Origin of the sequence: Halomonas sp. SCS19, from assembly GCF_040147015.1 — a bacterium.
Lineage (GTDB): Bacteria > Pseudomonadota > Gammaproteobacteria > Pseudomonadales > Halomonadaceae > Halomonas > Halomonas litopenaei.
In genome coordinates this window covers 298,333-318,965 of sequence record NZ_JAMSHN010000001.1, presented here as the reverse complement: position 1 = coordinate 318,965, position 20,633 = coordinate 298,333, and the positions used below count along the sequence as shown (strand labels likewise).

Here is a 20,633-nt window from a genome sequence, read left to right as displayed (position 1 = left end):
CCAGTTTTAGCGCCACCTCCCGGTCGAAATGGCCAGGATCGCAGGCTATGCTAAAAACCAACAAGATTACTTAGGATTGCATAAGGCGTCAGGTTCTGTGCGGAGTTGCGACAAGTGGCGGCGAGACAAGCAGTACGGCGAGGGAATGCTGTTCGAACGGCATCAACGGGTGACAAGACAAAGCCACAACCTTGGCTGCTAATACGTCATGTCACACCACGCGCAGCACCCAGTTCCAGCCTACGAAACTTGTGATATCTCCCCGACAGAGAGTGATGACGTCGCCACCGTGATGTTCAGGGAAGGGACTTGCACGGATGGCATGTCCCCCCGGTAGGGTGCCCGAACGGTTTGTCTCGCCGCTTTCCACCGCTATCTCTCCGCCACCTGATCAACAATGACTGATTGCCCGTTGGAGGGACGTCAACAAGGGCCTCCTGATGGGGCCGCAGCGCTCGCACCAGAAATGGTTTTATACACAGTGTATCTGGCCGCTCGTCGAGAGCGTGCACGGAACGCCGAAAGTGAGTGCTCACTTATTCCGCACAGCATCAAGGTGTTGGACAGAAAAACAAGATGTTAGAGAAAAGCGTCGAAGCGATATGCAGCATGGTTACCGGGACAAATGAGCATGCACGTTTTCAGATTTCGCGAATTGCCGCAGATCTGAAACGACCCGTGAGGTTTCAATTGGATAAACGAAGACTTTGCCGTATCCGTCGCGGCAAACTCGAGCATGCATACGATTAAAAATGTTAGTCATATGGAAGCAACTCTGCGAATCCCACAGAAAACCGATTATGAGGCTATTGCTTCCTGGGTAGTCGATGAAAAGGCTTGTGCTCGCTGGGCTGGTCCATTGGTGCCGTTTCCGTTTGCGCCGGAGAGATTAGCTGAACTACTCAAGACGGAGGAATGCTTTAGCTACTGCTTGTCCACTAGCAACCGCAAGTGTATTGGTTTTGGTCAGTTTTGGGTGGCGGAGCAAGGTGCGGTGCACATGGGCAGAATAATTATTTCACCCGAAGCTCGGGGAATAGGTGCAGGTCGTCTGCTGTGCGAGAAATTGATCGAAAAGGCGATTCGGTCAACTGGTGCCGCATACGTTACTCTTCGTGTATATCGGGATAACAATGCTGCGCGTTCTCTATACGAGAGCCTTGGGTTCTTGATTGTGGAATCAGAATCTACGGGCGACCTGTTGTTCATGCGTGCAGTGACTAACAAGACACGGAAGGCGGACGCGTGAGACGCGCCGCTTCGTTTTTGCGTTATAAGAATATTGGTAGCAAGAAATGAAGGTCCAGACAGAGAGATTAGGAGTCGCCAAGGCTGATTTTTTCTTTTCATCAGTCGGATGGCTATTTCGTGAACAAACTATTCATGATTATGGTGTTGATGCACACGTTGAAATAGTCAACGGGGGTTACCCTACTGGTGCACTAATAGCGATACAGGTTAAATCTGGTGAAAGCTTCTTTAATGAAGAAATCGGAGATGCCTTTATATTTCGCACAGATGAGAAGCACATAAATTACTGGAAAAGCCATGCCTTGCCTGTAATCTTGGTGCTATATAACCCGGAAAAAGATGAGCTTTATTGGGTCGCTATCTCTGATGAATCGGCAACCCAAACAGGTAAAGGATGGAAGGTTGAAGTACCTAAATCAAATCTTCTGGAAGCGAGTAGCTGTAGAGAGTTAGCGGAAATTGTGCAGCCTGAGAAGTATATTCAGAAGCTAAGCAAGCTGCGTATAGATAAGTATTGGATTCAAAAACTTTATGAACGTGAGGAAGTCTACGTTTCTTTTGATGACTGGATAAATAAGTCCTTAAAACGCTACGAAATTAGGCTTTTCTGTGAATCTGACTCTGAAGTTTGGCCAATGGTTTATGCACCAGGCATGGGCATCGAGGAAGCGTTGGCCCATTTTTTACCTTGGGCAGATTTCGAAATGGATGTTGAGTCCCATAGGGAAGGCAGTGAGTCTCAATGGGATGCTGAGTGTTACATGATGTATGACAAGGAAGAGGGTAGGGCTATTTATTCCCAATCTTTCGAGGAATGGTACGGTACGCCTGAGGAGATTGTTCCTTGTTACGAGGACGGAGAAATTGCCACCTACAGTTTACGATTATCACTGAATAATATAGGTCAGGCCTTTATGGAGCTTGATGGATATCTTGAAGAAGATGATCGTTTTTTAGGGCAGACCTTCTCGATTGACCAGATCCGTTGAGACTTTCTTATAACCAATGCGTCAACGGGATCGGTTTTCCGCTGGCGCTCCAAACCGACCCGTTACGCCAGCGTTATGCATCCCGATAGCTGACTGATAGTGACCATAGAATGAGTGAACCGCTGCTAAAGCCCTACTATGTTTACGAACTCGTCGATCCACGTTGCGGAACTACCTTTTACGTCGGCAAGGGGAAGGGGCAGCGGGCTTTGGCCCACGGCGCTGAAGCTGGAACATCAACTGATCACAACGAAAAGCTAGCCAGAATCCGCGAGATACGGGCGGCCGGAGAGAAAGAGCTAGCAATAGTCATCGGTAGGTATGAAACCGAGGAACAGGCGTATGCTGTCGAAGCCACACTTATACATTGGGTGTACGGCTTTTACAGTTTAACGAATGTTCAGGGAGGGCATGGTGGCTCTACGATTCGCCCGAACGGAGCTATGGACGAGATTCCAGGCATAGATATCCCGAGGCGGGCTTACCGCCAATCGGGAGAATATTCTAGCGCCATGATTCGCGCTCGCGAACAAAATGACACTGTATCGTTCGCATTGGAGATTAAGCGAGCGCTGGAGGAAGAACTCGATGTGGGTTTTACTGAGCCGGATCTCGGTGAGAGCAATAAGACAAAGATCTACTCATACTTCGATGCTGCGAGGCTTCGAATTGGTATCACTCACACTAAGAATCCAACCATGTGGTTGGCGTTTGAGCCGACTGGAAAATCGGCAGAGGAAAAGGATAGATTTCTGAGATTCGCAGTCGGCGCTGAGCTATACATCACCAATGCTAAGAATCTAGCCAGGTATCCGGACTATAGTGGCACTCGTGAGATTGACGTGATTATCAGGGAAGCTAGAAAAGGAATTCAGCTGTTGGAACACGGTGATGCATAACAAAGCGCTGCTGCCGGACAATTTTTCCGCTGCGCTCAAAATTTGCCGCAGAGCGCGGCGTTAGGCCGCACGGATGCGTACTGCTCGCTGGAGGCAATGAATGACCACATACAACGGTGGTTGTCTATGTGGTGCCATTCGAATTACGGCATCAGGCCCGCCCTATCGGGTCGGCCTGTGCCATTGTCTTGACTGCCGCAAGCACCATGGTGCCCTCTTTCACGCTTCCGCCGTTTTTCCCAGAGACGCAGTCATGATCGATGGCGAGACCAGAAACTATGAGGAGCGTCATTTCTGCCCACAATGCGGCTCATCGGTCTATTCGTGCAGCGGAGATGAAATCGAGGTCAATCTAGGTTCGCTGGACTTTCCTGATCAACTAACCCCGACCTACGAACTCTGGACGAGCCGTCGAGAGTCTTGGTTGCCGGCGTTTCCATCTGTCCGGCGCTACACCCAAGATCGTGACCCCACGAGCCGTGTTGAAGAATAGGCCGCCGATGAATCGTCGCGCTTCTTTTCACAATCATCAAAGGTTGAGCCAGTGTGGCCTAACCAGTTGCTGTAGGGGACATTTGACCCGTCACCCGCTTTGCTATCGCAAAGCGCAAATGCCCCTGAGTTTAGGTGTTAGGCTCCATGAGCCACGGAGGAATTGAGTGGAAATCAAGTGTATTGCAGGCTTTGCATCAATTACCAAAGACCCTGCGGCAAGTACGTCCTTGTATGAGGATGCGCTAGGTCTGCCGCTAGAAAAGATGGACGATTATCGTTTCATGGATAAATTCCCAGGAGCGAATCATTTCGGGGTATGGCCCCTCGCTATGGCGGCCCAATCTTGTTTTGGGCAGGAGGAATGGCCTGACCATGTTCTTGAGCCGACAGCTACAATTGAATTTGAGTTGGCGGACGCAGCTGCAGTGGAAGCGGCAGTGAAAGAATTGAAGGAAAGGGGGCAGGAGTTCGTTCATGAATCCCGGACTGAACCCTGGGGGCAGACAGTTGCAAGGTTTATGAGCCCCGAGGGAGTGTTGGTAGGTCTGAGTTATGCGCCATGGCTTCATGAATAAGAGCCTAACCATAGCATCAACGCGGACTGGCTTTTCCGGTGACGCTGAAAAGCCAACCGGTTACGCTGGGCGTTATGCAGAAGGAGAGTGACAATGCAGTGTCCAAAGTGTGGATCTTTAAAGATTGACAAGCGGAATTATGGAAAGCGAGCCGGGGCTACCATCGGGGGGATGGGTGGAGCAGCCGGTGGGGCGGCAACCGCCGTTGCTGGCGCTGCTGCAGGAGGAAAGGCAGGTGCGGCAGTTGGCGTGATTGCTGGCCCTCTTGGTGCGGCAGCGGGAGCCTCGATTGGAACAGTGGCGGGAGCTATCGCGGGTGCCTTGGCAGGAGGTACAGTAGGTGCCACGGCTGGAGCGATGACGGGTAGGGCAGTAGACGAGAATATTCTTGATAATTTTAAGTGTTTGAGCTGCGAGCACGCATTTAATGAGGCTTAGTTGCGGTGTGACAAGTGGCTGAAGCCGCAAGAAGGTTGAACACTTCCCATTCCTTCCATGTTGTGGTCGATATGTCGGTTATCTTTTCGATATGGAGTAAACTCGCCTAACCACTGCGTGAACGCGGGCAAGCTTTGTCGCTGCGCTCCATATTTCGCCGGTACGCTAAACGTCAAGCAGTAGGGGGAATTGTGTACGCGAATGTGTCCCGTTACGGAATTATCCTGAACTCCGAAAACTATTCGGATTGCGTTGCTTTTTATCGCGACCTATTTGGTCTTCCTCTACTGTTCGAAAAAAATGAGGATGACTTTAAACTATCCTGTTTCGAGTATGGAAGCGGATACCTGATGGTTGAACAGGGGGGCAAGGCGAAGAAGGGAATCAAGTCGCCAAAAGAGTGCAGTTTCAAGTTGCGGTTCAACGTTGATGACCTGGAAGATGCGCTGAGGGAAATTAGGTCATGGGGCATCGAAGCTTCTATTACCGAGAGTGCATGGGGAAGAACCATCAATATCAGTGATCCTGATGGCAACCGAGTTGGAGTTCGGGATGAGTCCGGCTTTGTGCAACAGATCACTGCATAAGAATCGCATCAGTACGGGGCCGTTGGCTGCCACTGAAGTGGCGTCGCTGTGCTCAGCGTTATACGCAAAAGTGGAGGGGTGAATGTCGAAAGAGTTATTTTTTCCAGTTGTGGAAACTGAACGATTGGTACTTAGGCCTATAGTGATTGAGGACGCGGAAAGCCTGCTGGGAATTTTCTCTGATCCTGAGGTTATGCGGTATTGGAATACTGCGCCTTGGGAAACCCTTCAGGACGCCATTGACTTCATTAATGCGAGTAATGATGCGATACGACGTCAAACATCGCTCGTACTTGGCGTATATCTGAAGTCTACGGGTGATCTGGCTGGTAAATGTATGTTGTTCAGCTATGACAAGGAATCCAGGCGTGCCGAGATCGGATTTGGGTTGGGTCGCTCTGCTTGGGGAAGGGGTTACATTGGTGAGGCAGGAGAGGCATTAATTCAGTATGGTTTCAATTCACTGGGGCTTCGTCGAATTGAGGCAGAGATTGACCCGGACAACCAGTCCTCTGCAAAAGCGCTTGAGAGACTCGGGTTTTCCCGAGAAGGCTTGTTGAGGCAGCGTTGGGAAGTCAACGGCATTGTCTCTGACTCGGCGATGTATTGTCGACTGGCAAGCGACCCTTCAGCAATGGCTAGCTGAGAATTGCACGTGGTAAGCGCATGATGGCGACGTTAATGCGCTAGACGACCTTGAATCCAGACATTCATGCACCGGCAGTCCCGGCAAGCCGAGTCGGGTGGCGGCGAGGGTAGCAGGTCCTCTGACACCGTGTGGTCGGTGTCTGTTGTGTCTGGACGACGATTCAAAAAGGTTTACACAGGTAGAGGGAAGGGCACTGGCCCGGACTTGGCGGAAGGAAGCACTCTTCCGCCAAGTCCGGGCCAGTGGCGTTTTAGACGCCCTCGTTGGCCTGTAGGCCACCTGCCGGGATGCGGTCGGCGCCCCAGCTTTCCTGAATCATGGCGACGACGCGGTCGAGTTCCTGCTGGTCGACCTGGGCCAGTTCGCCGTGCTCCAGCGGGTCGTAGTGGTAGATGTACAGACGCGAGGCGAACTGCTCGAAGGGCAGAGAGGCCTCGCCAAAGCGCTCGCCGTGGCTGGAGGTGCTGACCTTCACGCCCATGCCCCAGTCCTGGCCGCTATCGTTGTTGGGGTTGAAGAAGTAGATGCGCATCTGTCCCGACGGGTCCAGCGAGGCCCGCAACACGGTGATGGCATGCCAGCCGATGAAGCGCCCGGCGCTGTCGGTGACGGCGATGCCGGCGGGCTGGGGGTGAATCAGCGGCTGGTTACCGTTGTAGTAGGGGTGGTAGCTCGCATAGAAATGGCGCAGGAAGGTGTCCAGGTCGGTGAGCTGGCCGGTGGCCACGTCGACATTGATACGAAACCCGCGTCCTGCCCACCAGCCATGGAACTCCGGGTTGACCCAGCGGTGGGGGTCTCCCTCACGGCCCAGGCAGCGACGCCCCATCTCGGCGTAGATACGGTCCAGATGCGGCACCACCAGCAGCGACACTGGATCAAGGTCCAGCGGCAGGGTCTGTGCGACGCCGGAGAGGCTCTCCTGAGACGAGATCGGCTGGCCTTCGAAGTGCATCAGGATCTCATCGTCGCGGGCGGCCCAGGCTACCATCTGCAGCAGATAGTCCGGGTCGTTGTAGGCCCACATGGACAGCGCCCGCGCCGACTGGCAGGTCGGGTTGTTGCCCTGGCCGACCCCCAATGGAAGGCCCAGCATGCACAGCACACCTTCCATCAGGCGGGCCCGATAGGACACGCCATCACCGAAGGCGGCGTGGAGGCGCGCCTCGGACCAGTCGGATAGCTTCAGGCCAAGCTGGCGCCACAGTGCCGGCGCCACCGGTGGCTGGTAAAGGATGCCACGTTCCAGGGTCAGCGCCAGTCCATAGACGGCCTGGGCGGTCTCTGGATAGATGGCGGTGCGCACCATGGTGTGGACCAGATCGCAGTAGCACAGCAGGCAATCGCGGCCGGTGGACGAAAGCCCCAGCGCCTCGGACAGCAGGTTGTCGCCAAAGTCGAGCAGGTGGCGCAGCAGCACCGGGTGATAGGGCGACACCAGGCCGGTGTCGTGCATCGCCCTGGCAAAACCGCTGGCTTCGTACTGCAGGCCTCTCGCGTCCATGCTGGCTAGCCGTTCGCGGTAGACTTCGATGCCGGGGTCCTCACGGCAGCCCTGGGTCGGGCCAAACAGCGAGCTGACCAGGCGGTCCGCGCCCTGGCCACTGGCGCCCAGGTCGATCTCGGGGTTGGCCTGACACAAGGCGATCTGGGTGATCATCTGCTTGACCGGATCGACCTGGATCGGGCGCTGCTGCAGGATCCGCCAGATCTCGCTGATCAGCTCGTCGATGACGTGTTCATAGCCGATGCGCTCGGCCAGGTACTGAAACAGCTGACGGGGAATCTCGGCCAGACGGCCCTGGGTCTCACGCTCGGCTTCCGACGGGGCGGAAAACAGCAGCGGCAGATTGATCGCCATGACCTGGGTGAGGTAGTGGTGGGCCCCCTCATCGGAAATGAGGTGGTGGCGATAGCGTCCCTTGGCGACTGCCAGCATACGCAACTCGCTCAAGGCTTCGATAACCACCAGCGAACTGTCGGCGCTCTTGAGCGACTGGGTGGTCAGGGAGGGGATCAGAATATGCGGGCTGGCCCAGTCCGATCCCAGAAAGGCGCCAGCCTGTTCGAGGGTTTCGGCGCGCTGCTCGATTTCCGCGCAGCCTCCTGGCTGCATCAGCACACGGCGGCAGGTATCGATGACCCGAGGCAGCTTGGCCGGCTTGGCGAACTCCCGGGACTCGCCAAGGCTGGCGATCGCGTCGTCCAGCTTGGTCAGCAGGCCCCGAAGCTTGTCGTTATCCGCGGGGGATGGAGTGTCTGGGTTGGTCACACCGGCTCCTTGTCGTCCTGAAGTTGGCTCCCGGAGGAGTTCCGGCAGCAGTCCCTACATCAGGGGGTCGAGTCGTGTCACGTCGAGCGGACGACGCCAGTATACGCATGCTCGGGCGGCGGCGTCGCCAATCCGGCGGCGCTGCCCCGACGGGGCAGCGCTTAACAGGCAGGCCTAGATGTAGTAGTCCTCGTCTTCCTGTGCCTTCAACAGGTCGCGCAAGGTATGGGCGTCGTCGCCCTTGAAGTAGACCAGGCCCCAGTGGGTACCGAAGGCGGTACGCTTGGTGACGGTCTCTTCCAGCGGCGCGGTCAGCTCGTGTGACTCGAAGTAGGGGTGGTCTTCCACCGACTCCGGGATTTCCAGGCGGCTGACCACACGGCGGCGCGGATAGACCCCGAAACAGCCGGCGAAGCCGTTGGCGTCGACCACTTCGCGCGGGAAGAACTCAGCGACTTCCTCGGGCGTGGTCTTGGGGTCGAACACCAGCATGCTGGCCTGGTAGGCGTTGAAGCCATAGACCCGCTCGAGCAGCTCGAACACCTTGAAGCCGGGCGGACGATAGGCCACTTCGCCGAAGTACATCTCGCCATCGCTGGTGACGAAGTACTCGGGGTGGATCAGGCCGAAATCGATGTCGAAGGCCTTGATCAGCTTCTCGATCTGCACGCGGATCTGCTCGCGGTAGCGCTCAAGCTCCGGCGAGGCCGGCACGAACACCGAATAACCCAGGGTCACGTACTCGGAGATGTTGAGAAAGGCGATCTTGCCGTCATGGATCCAGGCCTCCACCGCGAACTCCCAGCCGTCCAGGTGGGATTCCATCAGCACCGGAAATTCCTCTTCCGGGATGGTGTCGACCTCGTCGGGTGTACGGATCACCCGGTGGCCAAGGCAGCCAGCCTTGTCGAAGGCCTTGAGGTGGATCGGGTCGTTGGGGTCACCGTCGAGCTTGAGCAGGGTCTGGTTGACCCGCTTGAGGAAGCGGATGACGTCCTGGTGGTCGTGGGCTTCCTCGAAGATGCCGACGCGAATACCGCCGAGCTGCGCACGCCGCTTCATCAGGGCCTTGTCACGCAGCAGCAGCGACTGGCCGTAGAGGCGCGGGTTGTCGAGTAGCACTGAGTTGATCGCACCGGCCCACTCCACGGTTTCCTCGAACAGCGGAATGGACACGTCCACGCCCATGTCGCGCAGGGTCTCGGCGATTTCCAGTGAGCGGTCGTTGAGCCGTTCGAAGTTCCAGGAGACGTAGGGGATATCGTGCTGCTTGCAGTAGTCCTCGGCCCAGTCCGGGGCCACGACAACGTAGCGACGGTCGAAATTCTCGGCGGCCTCGATGGCGTTCAGGCTCCAGCCGAGTAGTGCGATGTAGCCTTTGTTGGGATCCTTGTTCATGCAGCGCCTCCTTGGAATGGGCGTTGGTGGGCGTAATGGTGCTGGTTGTTCGTGGTCGTCATCCTCAAAAAGTGACGCCTGGTGAGTATGAGCTCCCAGGCGTTAAGGTGCTTCCACCATACAGCTTCAGTGTAGAAGTCTCACATTTCGAGCGCTGCATGACTGTTGAGGCAAAGTCTACTGGGTTTGCCCTTGTGGCCCGGGCATGACCTTGGTATAGTGCCCGCGTCCTGAGCAAGAGGCTGATTTTTCAGGCCTTGCCCGGTGACGTTTTCAGGCAGTCGACATTTCCTTGTTGTCGAGCTCGCCTTGCAGTGGTGGCCCTGTCGGTCCTCCCGCAACGCTAGACCGCAAACCCCGCCAGGCCCGGAAGGGAGCAACGGTAGTGGTGGACGCGTGTGCCGGGATGTGGCTGTCGGGGCCGCCTCCATTTCAGGCCATGCCTTTGATCCTGCAGGACCTTCTGCCTCATTGATCCCGCTGTTGCACAACAGTGGTACAAAGAGGTGGTACAACCGTGTCTGCTATCTTGCGCTGAGTATTCCTTATTCCCGCATTTGTGGGTCGGTATTGAGGTGCCCCTTCGATGTGGCATTCGCCGGTCTGATGCGCCGCCCGCGCTGCGATACCAGGAACTTCCTGTTTACACAGCGGAGCGCCTTGCTCGGCGCCCCTACCTGTCTTTCTCGTCTCGGCTCTTCCTCGCCCAGGCGGATACTGCCTTGCCTAGCGGATCTCGCGATCCAGGGCAAAGTAGTCATCGGACTTGAGTTTGGCGATCTCCGCCGAGAGAGTGGATTCTTCGTTGCGCGACAGCAGCACGCTGGCGACGGCGCTCAGTGAGCACAGCACCTCCTTGCATTCGGTGCGGGTGCGCTGGATCGACTGGCGCGCCAGCAGCAGGCACATGGCCTGAGCGCGGGCAGGGCGCTTGATCAGGGTGCCGTAAAGGTTACCGATGACCACGCCACTCAGCTCCTGGTCCTGGATCTCTCGATTGTCGTACTCACGGTAGAAGGCTTCTTCCTGGCCGTCGGGGATGAAGTAGTGGATGAACTCCTTGTAGTCGGGGTCGTAGGCGATGCTGCTGACGGCGTTGACCAGCTTCTTTTTCAGGGCGGCGTGCTCGGGATCCTGCTCGTCGACCTTGGCGAGCCGGTCGGCAATCTTGACCGCGCCTTCCAGTTCACGCAGCAGGTGGGCGTAGCCTGAGTTGATCTCGTCATGGCAGCGGGCGATATCGTCGAAGTCGCTCTTGATGCTGGCGACCATGCCGTCGCCTTCGGGCAGGCTGCCGAGGACAGGGAACAGCAGGTACTTGTGGACGTGGCAGCTCTCGTAGTAGCGCGAGACCTCGTCCTTGAACGCCTGCAGGTATTCGCCGACCTCTTCCAGGTAGTCGTCGTTCTGCTCGATATGCCGCTGGACCGCATCCACACCATCCTGTTTCCACAGTCGGTTGAGGCGTCGTTCGATCTTGCCGGCGTTGGTGATCATGCTGTTGAAGTCTTTTGACAGCTGGATGGTGGTTTCCTGGACCTTGGTCACGGCGATGGCGCGGGCCTGGTCATTGATGCCGACCTCGCGAGCCATGCGCCGCTGACGGTGATTGTCCAGCGTCCAGGACACGAAGGCACCGAGGATCGCCAGGCTGGTGGCGATGTCCACGCCAATCGATAGGTTGTCCACTGCGTTGTCTATCCTTTTTAGGGGTTATCGTTATGTGCTGGGAATCGCTTCCGGGTTACCAGAAACGATGGCCGTCTCGCGGGCATACTGGTGTAGCCTTAAACAGGTATGCTGAATCGGGCTAATACGATAGTAGTGGTTGTCGATGACGCTTAGAAGCGGAAATCCCGTCGTTTCGATGTGGGTTGTCAGTTTTTTATCAACATGATCGGGAGATTGCATGTCAGACGTCCTTCGTCGGCTCGAGCGGTTGCGGGCGCCAGCCATCGGCCTTGGCTGCATGAACGTGTCCCACGCCTATGGCAGTCCGTTGCCGGAAGCCGAGGCGGTCAGGGTGTTGCAGCACGCTTTCGAGGTGGGCTACCGCCACTTCGATACCGCCACCCTCTACGGCAAGACGGCCAATGAGCGAGTCGTGGGGCAAGCGCTTGCCGGTCGCCGTGAAGAGGTCTTCCTGGCCAGCAAGTGTGGCATGGCCTTCGACCCGGAGATCGGTGCCAAGCGCATCGACGGGCGGCCTGAGACGCTGCGCCGCCAATGCGAGCAGAGCCTGTCGCGACTGAAGACCGATCATCTGGATCTCTACTACCTGCATCGACGGGATCGTCAGGTGCCGATCGAGGAGAGCGTGGGAGAACTGGGACGACTCGAGCAGGAAGGCAAGATCTGTGGGGTCGGGCTGTCCGAGGTGTCGGCGGCGACGCTCAGGCAGGCCCGGCAGGAGCATCCCATCGCGGCGGTGCAGTCGGAGTACTCGGTGTGGACGCGCAACCCCGAGATCGCGTTACTCGACGCCTGCCGTGAGTCGAATACCGTGCTGGTGGCGTTCAGCCCGCTGGGCCGCGCCTTTCTGACCGGTACCCTGCGTGACCCCGCCAGGCTCGAGGAGGCCGACATGCGCCGAGGCATGCCGCGCTTTAGTGCCGACAACTACCCGCGCAATCTTGCCCTGCTGGCCGAGTTCGAGGCGCTGGCGCGCCAGCGCGAGTGCACCCCCGCCCAGTTGGCGCTGGCCTGGCTGAGAGGGCAGGGGGCGGACGTGATACCGATCCCCGGATCACGTACAGCCACCCACCAGGAAGAGAACCTGGCTGCCGAGGCGCTGACGCTGGATGCCGGCACGCTTGCGCTGATCAACGCCATGATGACGGCGGACCAGGTGGTCGGTGCGCGTTACAGCGAGGCCCAGCAGGCGGATATCGACACCGAGGAGTTTGCAACGGCGCGTGGCGACGGGGATCACTGAAGCGTCGACAGGCCTCGGGGAGAAATTTGTTCGGCAGCCACGCCGAACTCTGGTCGAATCCTCCTGTCCACCGTGGCGGGCCGGCGCTATGCTGTTTAGCCCCCTGAATCTGCCGAGAGCCTTCGCCATGCGAAGGCTGGTCGCACAGCCATGCCGCAAGGAGAGACAGCCATGAGCCATTACAAGGTTACCAACCCGGCGACCGGAGAGGTCGAAGCCACCTACCCCGACGCCAGCGACGGCGAGATTCTGAAGGCCGTGGAGTCGGCGCATCAGGCGTATCTGGCCTGGCGTGACGTCACCCCCGCCGAGCGTGCGGCGCTGCTGCACCGGGTCGCCGACCTGCACGAACAGCGCCGTGACCAGCTCGCCGATATCATCGTGCGCGAGATGGGCAAGCCGAAGTCCCAGGCCCTGGGCGAAATGTCGGTGGTGGTGGACATATACCGCTACTACGCCGACAACGGCCCGGCCTGGCTGGAGCCGGAGCCCATCGTCACCGGCGGCGCCAAGGCCGAGGTGCGCAAGCAGGGGCTCGGGGTGCTGCTGGGCATCATGCCCTGGAACTTCCCCTACTATCAGGTGGCGCGCTTTGCCGGTCCCAACGTGCTCAACGGCAACACCATCCTGCTCAAGCACGCTCCCCAGTGTCCGGAGTCGGCCAAGGCCATCGAGGACATCTTCACCGAGGCGGGGGCGCCCAAGGGGCTTTACACCAACCTCTACGCCAGCAACGAGCAGGTGGGTGAGCTGATCGCCGACCCGCGGGTGCAGGGCGTGTCGCTGACCGGTTCAGAGCGTGCCGGCGCGGCGGTGGCCGAGCAGGCCGGTCGCCAGCTCAAGAAGGTGGTGCTGGAGCTGGGTGGCTCCGATCCCTTCCTGGTGCTGCCCGACGCCGATCTGGAGCAGGCCGTCAAGCAGGCGGTGCAGGGACGTTTCGGCAACTGCGGTCAGGCCTGCAACGCGGCCAAGCGGATCATCGTCGACGACGCCGTCTACGACGACTTCCTGGCGGCCTTCCACGAGGCGGTGGAGCAGATCAAGGTCGGCGATCCCATGGCGGACGATACCGTGATGGGGCCGATGTCCTCGGAGCAGGCGCTTACCAACCTGGATGCTCAGGTCCAGGATGCGATCCGCCAGGGCGCGACCCTGGTCACCGGCGGCAAGCGCCTGGATCGCGCGGGCGCCTGGTACGCCCCGACCCTGCTGACCGGCGTGACCCGCGACATGCGCATCTTCCAGGAGGAGCTGTTCGGACCGGTGGCCGTGGTCTACCGCGCCGCCGATCTGGAGGATGCGATCGACCTGGCCAACGACACGCCCTATGGCCTGGGCGCGGTGATCCAGACCTCCAACCCGGAGGGAGCGCTCGAGCTGGCCAATCGTCTCGAGGTGGGCATGGTCCACATCAACGAGCCGCCCGGCAGTGAAGCCGAGCTGCCCTTCGGTGGCGTCAAGCGCTCCGGCTTCGGCCGCGAGCTTGGCAAGGATGGCATGGATGAGTTCGTCAACCGCCAGATGGTGAAGATGGCACGCTGATCCCGGGCCGACATCTGAGCCGACAGCGCGATGCGCCGCTGGACAAGGACCCGTCAAGTTCGCTTGGCGGGTTCTTGCGTTCAGGAGGACTCGATCCGCGAGGACAAAACAGGAGGCCAAGGCTGGTGCCAGTGTCTATGGTGACGCCATGGGCCCTTGTCCGCGGTTGAATCGAGATGGCGGCTCGTATCCAGGGAACCTCGCCGTCGTCGAGCTTTCCAATGACCATCGACCAAGGAGGAGTGCGATATGAATGCCAAGTACCTGCTCGACCAACTGATGAAACAGGCCGGCGGTTCGTCTTCCGGAAAGGGCGGCTTCGACGTGCAGGGGCTGATCAACAGCGTCTCGTCCCAGCTGTCCGGGGGATCGTCGTCGTCCAGCGGTGGCGGCGGCATGGACATGAAGAGCCTGCTCGGCGGCGGTGCGCTAGGCATGCTGATGGGGTCCAAGCGCGGCCGCAGCATGGGCGGCAAGGCGATCAAGTACGGTGCCATCGCCGGCGTCGGCATGCTGGCCTGGAAGGCCTGGCAGAAGTCCCGTGGCGGTGACGAGGCCACCCCCGCGTCTCAGGGGGCTCAATCCGGTGAAGGGGCTCCGCTGGAGGAGCTCGGCGGCGAGGCCCAGGAACGGCGTAGCCTGGAGGTATTGCAGGCGGTGATCATGGCGGCCCGGGCCGACGGCCACATCGACGCCCAGGAGCGCGCCCTGATCAGCGAGCAGATTCAGCAGCTCGGGGCCGATGATGAGCTGCATGCCTGGGTCGAGCGTCAGCTCCAGGCACCGCTGGACGCCCAGGCCCTGGCCAGTCAGGCCGACTCGCCCCAGGCGGCGCGGGAGATGTACCTGGCCAGCGCCGCGGTGATCGACGACCAGAATGCCATGGAGCGTGCCTGGCTGGACGAGCTGGGCACCGCGCTGTCGCTGGACGAGAACGTGCGTCGCGAACTGGAACGTCAGCTCGAGGGGCAGGGCTGAGCCACCGTCACGCACGACCACTTGAGAAGCCCTCGGACAAGCTCTGACAAGAGGCCTGACAGAAAAGCCTTTTGATGATGAAGCCCGGCGCCGGTCGCCGGGCTTCCCTTGTTGACGGGCCCGGCGGCACAATACGTTCGGCCGATTTGCGCTGAAGGCGTTGTCGGTCAACCCGTCGCCGGTCAACAAAAGGAATAATGCAAGCATGCAGGTGTACCACAGTGAAGCGACCAAGCTGCGTCGTGCCAGGACCGAACTCCACGATGGCCAGCTGATGACCCCCTTCGAGTGCCCCGAGCGGGTCGACCTGGTGCTCGCACAGCTCCGTGACAGCGGTGTCGGACCGGTCGCCGCGCCGAGGGAGCACGGCCTGGCGCCGGTGCTGGCGGTGCATGATGCAGCCTACGTCGAGTTTCTCTCGACCTGCTGGGACGAATGGCAGGCCGCCGGTCACGGCGGCGAGGCCATCCCTACCATCTGGCCGACGCGTACCATGCGCGAAGATCGTATTCCCGGCCATGTCGGCGGCAAGCTCGGCTACTATGCCCTCGGTGGCGACACCTCGATCTCCCCCGGTACCTTCGAGGCGGCGATGGCCAGCAAGGACGTGGCGCTGTCGGCCTACGAGCACACCGCTTCCAGCGGCCAGCCCAGCTTTGGCCTGTGCCGCCCGCCGGGTCATCACGCCGCCAGTGATCAGTTCGGCGGCTACTGCTTTTTCAACAATGCGGCCATCGTGGCCCAGCGTGCGCTCGACGATGGTCACGCTCGGGTGGCGATCCTCGACGTCGACTTCCACCACGGCAACGGCACCCAGCAGATCTTCTATGGCCGTGACGATGTCCTGACCCAGTCGATCCACGGCGACCCGGACCAGTGCTTTCCCTACTATCTCGGCCACGCCGACGAGAAGGGCGAGGGGCCGGGGCTTGGCTACAACGTCAACTATCCGCTGCCGCCGGGTACCGACTATGCCACCTGGCGCGAGCGCCTGGAGCTTGCCCTGGCCGAGATCAGCGACAAGCAGGCAAGCCTTCTGGTGGTGTCGCTGGGTGTCGATACCTTCGAAGGCGACCCCATCTCGAGCTTCCGCCTCAAGAGCGATGACTTCCTCGACATGGGGCGTCGGCTGGCGAGCCTGGGCCTGCCCACCGTCATCCTGATGGAGGGCGGCTACGCGGTGGAGGAGATCGGTATTAATGTGGCCAAGGTGCTCCAGGGCTTCCAGGGCGCCTAGGCTTCCAGGGGGCGGCGTTCAGTCTCGCGACTCGACGTCTGCCTGGGGCGGCGGATGGATCACCCGCTCCTGCCTGGGTGGCGGCAGGCGAAGGGATGCCCCGGGCCGCGAATACAGCCCCTTGAACAGCTTCAGCCCAAGCCATAGAAACAGCAGCGGAATCACCAGGGTGCGCATCACAAACAGCGCCATCAACTGGAGGATGGCGTTGGTGCCGGATTCGATCCGGCTCTGAATGGCGCTGATGCTGAGGCCGTCGGTGAGGGCTCCGATGCGCTCGGCCAGGCCGTCGAACAGACCTTCGTCCGGGTCCTCGCCCGCAAGGCGACGGCGCAGGGTATCGCGTTCGCGGTCCACGGCGGCGAGCTCGGCGAGCTGATTCTCGCGCTCGTCGGTGAGCTCGGCCAGGCGCTGTCGCCGTTGGCCAAGCTGCTGTTCGAGGCGCTCGATCTCGGGGTTGTCGTGGAAGGGGTTGAGGCGCTCGGTCAGACTCAGCCGGGCGGTCAACAGCGACAGCCGACCGCGACTCTGGTCCACCGCGTCCTCGGCCTTGCCGATCTGTCGATTGGTCTCGATCAGCGATTCGCGCAGTTGCTGGCGCCGCTGGTCGGTATCGGCCATCTCGGCCTCAAGCCGCTCGCGCTGCTGTGGCGTCAGGGCATCGCCGGCCTCTGCCAGGCCGGTGGCCTGGACCTCTTCGGACAGGCCCTGGACCTCGGCCATGCTGGCGCTGGTGCGCTCATCGAGAAAGGCCTGGTCCACCAGGGTGCTGGCCACCAGTGTCAACAGCAGCAGAAACCGGCCAAGTCCGATCAGTGCGAAGGCCTTCCACGCCAGTGGCGTCAGCCGCCAATCTCGCCACAGGCACAGGATCAGCAATGCCCCGGCCAGGCTCAAGGCAATCTTGAACATCAGCGAGCCGGTGATTTCCAGCAGCAGGATCTGGCCGATCAGTGAGCCGATGGCCAGCTTCATCACGCTGGCATAGTCCTCCACCAGGTCGTTGAAGGGGTCCAGCGCCTCGAAGGGATGGGTCGACACGCCAACGCCCATCTCGGTGGACTGCAGCACCGAGATGCCCGCATTGAGCCCGCGGGCGGCAGCGAAGGCGAGCAGCGCCTGGGTAGTGGCGCCCTCGACCTGGCGCTGGGTCGCACGGTCGAGCACATCGAGCCAGGACAGCGCCATCACCGCGACGATGGCCAGCGTCAGCAGCACCTTCAGTCGCCGTGAGGGCGATAGCCGCCGCTTCGCGGTGGGGGGCGTCTCAGAGGAGGTGAGCACGGAGTCAGGCATGAAGGGTCCTGTGACAAGAGAGGGCGGGACGCGACCGTCGGTTGGCTGCGGGTACCTCTCACCAGTGGCGGATGCGAGTAATGCCAGGCGGGCGAACAGGCGTGAGGTGCCGCTTCAACGGCGTGAACCCCCTTGGCCTTTGCGCCCAAGGCCCCACCCGGTAGAATGCCACGACCATCGGGCGGGAAACACCGTCGCGTGACCGCCACGCCGCCTCGCTCCCGCCGCGTTGTCTCAGCGGGTCGCCTGGCCCAAAGCCCAGCCGCAGGAAAGAACGTTCAATGAGCTATCAGGTACTGGCCCGCAAATGGCGGCCTCGCACCTTCCATGAACTGGTGGGGCAGGAGCATGTCCAGCGGGCGTTGGTCAATGCCCTGGACCAGGGCCGCCTGCACCATGCCTACCTGTTCACCGGGACCCGAGGTGTCGGCAAGACGACCCTGGCGCGTATCCTGGCCAAGTGCCTCAATTGCACCGACAAGGGGGAAGGTGACGACGGCGTGACCTCGACCCCCTGTGGCCGTTGCGATAGCTGTCAGTCCATCGACCAGGGCCGCTTCGTCGACCTGATCGAGGTCGACGCCGCCTCCCGGACCAAGGTCGAGGACACCCGCGAGCTGCTCGACAATGTTCAGTACGCGCCGACCCAGGGGCGCTACAAGGTGTACCTCATCGATGAGGTGCACATGCTCTCCACCAGCAGTTTCAATGCGCTGCTGAAGACCCTGGAAGAGCCGCCGCCCCATGTGAAGTTCCTGCTGGCGACCACCGATCCGCAGAAGCTGCCGCCCACGGTGCTGTCGCGCTGCCTGCAGTTTACCCTCAAGCATATGCCGCCGGAGCGTATCGTCGGCCACCTGTCCAAGGTGCTGGAAGCCGAGCAGGTACCCTTCGAGGAGTCTGCACTGTGGCTGCTGGGCAAGGCCGCCGCCGGCTCCATGCGCGATGCCATGAGTCTGACCGACCAGTCGATCGCCTTCGGCCAGGGTGAGGTCCGCCACGCCGACGTCGCCGCCATGCTCGGTACCCTCGACCATCGCCACGTGCTGGCGCTGATCGAGGCGCTGGCCGAGGTGGACGCCGCGCGGCTGCTCCAGGAGGTGGCGAGCCTGGCCGAGCAGGGTCCGGACTTCGGTGCGGTGCTCGACGATCTGACGGCGGTGCTGCACCGCCTGGCGATCGGTCAGATGGTGCCGTTGGCGCTGGACAACGGTCACGGCGACCGTCAGGCGCTGCTTGAACTGGCCGGGCGCTTCGCCGCCGAGGACGTGCAGCTCTACTATCAGATCGGGGTACAGGGACGTGCCGACATGGCCCACGCCCCAGACCTGCGTACCGCCCTGGAAATGACCCTGCTGCGGATGCTGGCGTTTCGTCCCCAGGGCGTGCCCAGGCCCGCCCGGACGCCGCTGCCGATGCGCGGCGAGGCAGCGCCGCAGGCGGGTTCACCGTCTGCCGCGCAGCCTGACTCTCGGAGCGAACCGCAGCCCCAAGTTCAGAGCCAAATTCAGACCCAAGTTCAGAGCCAAGCCCAGAACCAAGCTCAGCCTCACGGCCAGGCTCAGACTCAGCCCGAGGCTCAACCTCACGTTCAGCCCGCACCGCAGCCTGAATCACAGCCCGAGCCTGGTGCGCCATCCCCGTCCGAGACCCAGGCGCACACGGCGGCGCCGGTCGAGGCCAGTGTCGATGCCGCGCCGGCGCCCGTCGATGGGCCTGCGCCCATGCCGGGTGAGGCGCCAGACAGTCGCGATGATAGTGGCGGCGAAGCCGACTATCGTGCGAACAACCACGCCAGTGACGTGCCGCCGCCCTGGGAGGGCGGTGCTCCCGAGGACCCTACGCCGGGCGCTGAGGCGCCCACCGCCGTCGCCAGCGAGCCGGCACCGACCGCCTCGAATGAGCCGGTCGGCCTGGCCGAGACGCCGTCCGCCGAGGCCCAGGCCGGGCAAGCGATGGCGTCCACTCAGGACCAACCGCTCCCGACCGAACCGCACCCGGTTGAACCGCACCTGGCCGAAACGCCTGCGGTCGCCGGGAGCGAAGCGAGTAGCGAAGAGCCCAGCCCTGAGCCAAGCTTTGGGCCAAGCTTAGAGCCAAGCTTAGAGCCAAGCGCAGAGCCCAGCCCCGAGCCAAGCCTTGAGCCCGACGCCGAGGTCGAGGAGATGGCTGCAGAGGCGATGGCGGCCGAGGCGATGGTCGACGAGGCCTCGCAGCACCAGCAGCACGCCGCAGAGCCCGCCGCTGGCGAGACTACCGCGATGCCGACAGGGGCGCTGACTCACAGCGCCTGGCTGGCCCACTTCGATGATCTTGGCGTGTCGGGCCTGACCCGTAACCTTGCCGCCCACTGCGTGGTGGCCGCCGACGACGGTGAACGGCTACATCTGCATCTGGACCCGTCGCAATCGGCGATGAACGCCGAGGTTCACCAGAACCGGATTCGCGATGCCCTCGAGGCCCTGGGGTATCCCCGTCGACTCGAGATCGAGGTGCGTCAGCTCGACACCAGCGTCGAGACTCCGCGGCAGATGGCCGAACGCCTGGCAGCGGAACGCCACGCCGAAGCGGTTGAGGCCTTGAAGCGTGATCCCCATATTCAACAATTGCAGCAGACATTCGGCGCCAGGCTGGTGGAGTCCACCGTGACCCCCGCCGGCGAGACCCGCAAGGCCAGACGCTGAGCGTCTGCGCCTGACAGTTTAAAACGAGAGGATCGGACCATGATGAAAGGTGGAATGGGTAACCTGATGAAACAGGCCCAGGAAATGCAGGACAAGATGCAGCGGGTCCAGGAAGAAATCGCCAAGGCCGAGGTGCTGGGTGAAGCCGGCGCCGGCATGGTCAAGGTGACCATGAACGGCCGCCATGACGTCAGCAAGGTCGAGATCGACCCGTCGGTGATGGAAGAGGACAAGGAACTGCTCGAGGACTTGCTGGCCGCTGCGGTCAACGACGCCGTGCGCAAGGTCGAGACCAGCTCCAAGGCCAAGATGGAAGAGGTGACCTCGGGCCTCAACCTGCCGCCCGGCTTCAAGATGCCGTTCTAAGCCGACCCTGACGCGACCCGGGCCAGCGACTGGCCTGGGCGA

At 60.8% G+C, this 20,633-nt stretch carries 18 protein-coding genes and 1 other RNA gene; 14 read left to right on the top strand and 5 right to left on the bottom strand.

Annotated features, from left to right (window positions below; all coding sequences use genetic code 11):
* Nucleotides 1-736: 736 nt before the first annotated feature.
* The 7 genes from NFH97_RS01385 to NFH97_RS01355 all read left to right on the top strand — a co-directional run bounded on the left by NFH97_RS01385 (nt 737) and on the right by NFH97_RS01355 (nt 5,880).
* Nucleotides 737-1,249 carry a GNAT family N-acetyltransferase gene (locus NFH97_RS01385; RefSeq protein WP_349624260.1) on the top strand — a complete coding sequence of 171 codons (513 nt, stop codon included), beginning with the start codon at nt 737-739 and terminating at the stop codon, nt 1,247-1,249.
* A 46-nt stretch (nt 1,250-1,295) separates the two neighbouring features.
* Nucleotides 1,296-2,240 (top strand): DUF4365 domain-containing protein, encoded by a 945-nt coding sequence (locus NFH97_RS01380; RefSeq protein ID WP_213227148.1) that lies wholly within the window; start codon nt 1,296-1,298, stop codon nt 2,238-2,240.
* 110 nt (nt 2,241-2,350) lie between these two features.
* Entirely contained in the window at nt 2,351-3,139 is a 789-nt protein-coding gene (locus tag NFH97_RS01375) for an LEM-3-like GIY-YIG domain-containing protein (protein ID WP_052704539.1), read from the top strand.
* Nucleotides 3,140-3,239: 100 nt separating this feature from the next.
* Nucleotides 3,240-3,632, top strand: coding sequence for a GFA family protein (locus tag NFH97_RS01370; RefSeq protein ID WP_349624258.1), 393 nt, complete (start codon nt 3,240-3,242; stop codon nt 3,630-3,632).
* Between the two features lie 166 nt (nt 3,633-3,798).
* A complete protein-coding gene (locus NFH97_RS01365; protein WP_348815770.1) occupies nt 3,799-4,209 on the top strand; it encodes a VOC family protein in 411 nt (136 codons plus the stop codon).
* A 641-nt stretch (nt 4,210-4,850) separates the two neighbouring features.
* Nucleotides 4,851-5,234 (top strand): VOC family protein, encoded by a 384-nt coding sequence (locus tag NFH97_RS01360; RefSeq protein ID WP_315900852.1) that lies wholly within the window; start codon nt 4,851-4,853, stop codon nt 5,232-5,234.
* 82 nt (nt 5,235-5,316) lie between these two features.
* Nucleotides 5,317-5,880: a GNAT family N-acetyltransferase gene (locus NFH97_RS01355; RefSeq protein WP_349624257.1), complete on the top strand. Its 564-nt coding sequence runs from the start codon at nt 5,317-5,319 to the stop codon at nt 5,878-5,880.
* Between the two features lie 253 nt (nt 5,881-6,133).
* Here the strand turns inward: NFH97_RS01355 and NFH97_RS01350 are convergent, their stop codons facing one another.
* On the bottom strand, nt 6,134-8,155 hold the full coding sequence (locus NFH97_RS01350) for a hypothetical protein (protein ID WP_349624256.1): 2,022 nt from the start codon (nt 8,153-8,155) through the stop codon (nt 6,134-6,136).
* A gap of 174 nt (nt 8,156-8,329) precedes the next feature.
* Nucleotides 8,330-9,553 carry an ATP-grasp domain-containing protein gene (locus NFH97_RS01345; RefSeq protein WP_045993197.1) on the bottom strand — a complete coding sequence of 408 codons (1,224 nt, stop codon included), beginning with the start codon at nt 9,551-9,553 and terminating at the stop codon, nt 8,330-8,332.
* A 324-nt stretch (nt 9,554-9,877) separates the two neighbouring features.
* Here NFH97_RS01345 and ffs point away from each other — a divergent pair.
* An RNA gene (gene ffs / locus NFH97_RS01340) (signal recognition particle sRNA small type) lies at nt 9,878-9,974 on the top strand.
* Between the two features lie 305 nt (nt 9,975-10,279).
* On the opposite strand, the gene NFH97_RS01335 is transcribed toward ffs, so the two are convergent.
* Both NFH97_RS01335 and NFH97_RS01330 read right to left on the bottom strand, forming a co-directional pair.
* The gene (locus NFH97_RS01335) at nt 10,280-11,242 is read right to left on the bottom strand and encodes a hypothetical protein (protein WP_045993201.1); all 963 of its coding nucleotides are present in this window, start codon (nt 11,240-11,242) and stop codon (nt 10,280-10,282) included.
* Between the two features lie 30 nt (nt 11,243-11,272).
* Nucleotides 11,273-11,464, bottom strand: coding sequence for a hypothetical protein (locus tag NFH97_RS01330; RefSeq protein WP_124804320.1), 192 nt, complete (start codon nt 11,462-11,464; stop codon nt 11,273-11,275).
* Here NFH97_RS01330 and NFH97_RS01325 point away from each other — a divergent pair.
* From NFH97_RS01325 to NFH97_RS01310, 4 genes are all read left to right on the top strand, one after another.
* Nucleotides 11,463-12,488, top strand: a complete 1,026-nt coding sequence (locus NFH97_RS01325) for an aldo/keto reductase (RefSeq protein WP_349624255.1) — start codon at nt 11,463-11,465, stop codon at nt 12,486-12,488. The genes NFH97_RS01330 and NFH97_RS01325 overlap by 2 nt on opposite strands.
* A 171-nt stretch (nt 12,489-12,659) precedes the next feature.
* A complete protein-coding gene (locus NFH97_RS01320) occupies nt 12,660-14,030 on the top strand; it encodes an NAD-dependent succinate-semialdehyde dehydrogenase (RefSeq protein WP_222516928.1) in 1,371 nt (456 codons plus the stop codon).
* 249 nt (nt 14,031-14,279) lie between these two features.
* Complete coding sequence (locus NFH97_RS01315) at nt 14,280-15,008, top strand: tellurite resistance TerB family protein (RefSeq protein WP_349624254.1); 729 nt, start codon at nt 14,280-14,282, stop codon at nt 15,006-15,008.
* 205 nt (nt 15,009-15,213) lie between these two features.
* A complete protein-coding gene (locus NFH97_RS01310) occupies nt 15,214-16,245 on the top strand; it encodes a histone deacetylase family protein (RefSeq protein WP_045993206.1) in 1,032 nt (343 codons plus the stop codon).
* 18 nt (nt 16,246-16,263) lie between these two features.
* On the opposite strand, the gene NFH97_RS01305 is transcribed toward NFH97_RS01310, so the two are convergent.
* Nucleotides 16,264-17,541, bottom strand: coding sequence for a hypothetical protein (locus NFH97_RS01305; protein ID WP_349624253.1), 1,278 nt, complete (start codon nt 17,539-17,541; stop codon nt 16,264-16,266).
* A 281-nt stretch (nt 17,542-17,822) separates the two neighbouring features.
* Between NFH97_RS01305 and dnaX the strand changes: the two genes are divergently transcribed.
* The gene (dnaX, locus tag NFH97_RS01300; RefSeq protein WP_349624252.1) at nt 17,823-20,225 is read left to right on the top strand and encodes a DNA polymerase III subunit gamma/tau; all 2,403 of its coding nucleotides are present in this window, start codon (nt 17,823-17,825) and stop codon (nt 20,223-20,225) included.
* Between the two features lie 39 nt (nt 20,226-20,264).
* On the top strand, nt 20,265-20,591 hold the full coding sequence (locus NFH97_RS01295; RefSeq protein ID WP_045993209.1) for a YbaB/EbfC family nucleoid-associated protein: 327 nt from the start codon (nt 20,265-20,267) through the stop codon (nt 20,589-20,591).
* The last annotated feature ends 42 nt before the right edge of the window (nt 20,592-20,633 follow it).